This window comes from Citrobacter amalonaticus (assembly GCF_037053465.1).
Taxonomy (GTDB): domain Bacteria; phylum Pseudomonadota; class Gammaproteobacteria; order Enterobacterales; family Enterobacteriaceae; genus Citrobacter_A; species Citrobacter_A amalonaticus_H.
The window spans coordinates 1-1693 of sequence record NZ_JBALIF010000052.1; the positions used below are offsets into that span (position 1 = coordinate 1).

1 rRNA gene is annotated in these 1693 nt (G+C 53.1%); it reads right to left on the minus strand.

Annotated elements, in window-relative coordinates:
• Positions 1 to 3: 3 nt before the first annotated feature.
• Positions 4 to 1545, minus strand: a 16S ribosomal RNA gene (locus tag WB371_RS23710).
• Positions 1546 to 1693 lie beyond the last annotated feature (148 nt).

Consider the following 1693-nt stretch of genomic DNA (forward strand, 5'->3'; position numbering starts at 1 on the left):
AGGTAAGGAGGTGATCCAACCGCAGGTTCCCCTACGGTTACCTTGTTACGACTTCACCCCAGTCATGAATCACAAAGTGGTAAGCGCCCTCCCGAAGGTTAAGCTACCTACTTCTTTTGCAACCCACTCCCATGGTGTGACGGGCGGTGTGTACAAGGCCCGGGAACGTATTCACCGTGGCATTCTGATCCACGATTACTAGCGATTCCGACTTCATGGAGTCGAGTTGCAGACTCCAATCCGGACTACGACATACTTTATGAGGTCCGCTTGCTCTCGCGAGGTCGCTTCTCTTTGTATATGCCATTGTAGCACGTGTGTAGCCCTGGTCGTAAGGGCCATGATGACTTGACGTCATCCCCACCTTCCTCCAGTTTATCACTGGCAGTCTCCTTTGAGTTCCCGGCCGGACCGCTGGCAACAAAGGATAAGGGTTGCGCTCGTTGCGGGACTTAACCCAACATTTCACAACACGAGCTGACGACAGCCATGCAGCACCTGTCTCACAGTTCCCGAAGGCACCCCCGTATCTCTACAGGGTTCTGTGGATGTCAAGACCAGGTAAGGTTCTTCGCGTTGCATCGAATTAAACCACATGCTCCACCGCTTGTGCGGGCCCCCGTCAATTCATTTGAGTTTTAACCTTGCGGCCGTACTCCCCAGGCGGTCTATTTAACGCGTTAGCTCCGGAAGCCACGCCTCAAGGGCACAACCTCCAAATAGACATCGTTTACGGCGTGGACTACCAGGGTATCTAATCCTGTTTGCTCCCCACGCTTTCGCACCTGAGCGTCAGTCTTCGTCCAGGGGGCCGCCTTCGCCACCGGTATTCCTCCAGATCTCTACGCATTTCACCGCTACACCTGGAATTCTACCCCCCTCTACGAGACTCAAGCCTGCCAGTTTCGAATGCAGTTCCCAGGTTGAGCCCGGGGATTTCACATCCGACTTGACAGACCGCCTGCGTGCGCTTTACGCCCAGTAATTCCGATTAACGCTTGCACCCTCCGTATTACCGCGGCTGCTGGCACGGAGTTAGCCGGTGCTTCTTCTGCGGGTAACGTCAATGAATATGGTTATTAACCACATCCCCTTCCTCCCCGCTGAAAGTACTTTACAACCCGAAGGCCTTCTTCATACACGCGGCATGGCTGCATCAGGCTTGCGCCCATTGTGCAATATTCCCCACTGCTGCCTCCCGTAGGAGTCTGGACCGTGTCTCAGTTCCAGTGTGGCTGGTCATCCTCTCAGACCAGCTAGGGATCGTCGCCTTGGTGAGCCGTTACCTCACCAACTAGCTAATCCCATCTGGGCACATCCGGTGGCAAGAGGCCCGAAGGTCCCCCTCTTTGGTCTTGCGACGTTATGCGGTATTAGCTACCGTTTCCAGTAGTTATCCCCCTCCACCGGGCAGTTTCCCAGACATTACTCACCCGTCCGCCACTCGTCAGCAAAGCAGCAAGCTGCTTCCTGTTACCGTTCGACTTGCATGTGTTAGGCCTGCCGCCAGCGTTCAATCTGAGCCATGATCAAACTCTTCAATTTAAAAGTTTGATGCTCGTGAATTAAACTTCGTAATGAATTACGTGTTCACTCTTCGAGACTTGGTATTCATTTTTCGTCTTGCGACGTTAAGAATTCCTGTCACTTTGAGTGCCCACACAGATTGTCTGATAAATTGTTAAAGAGCAGT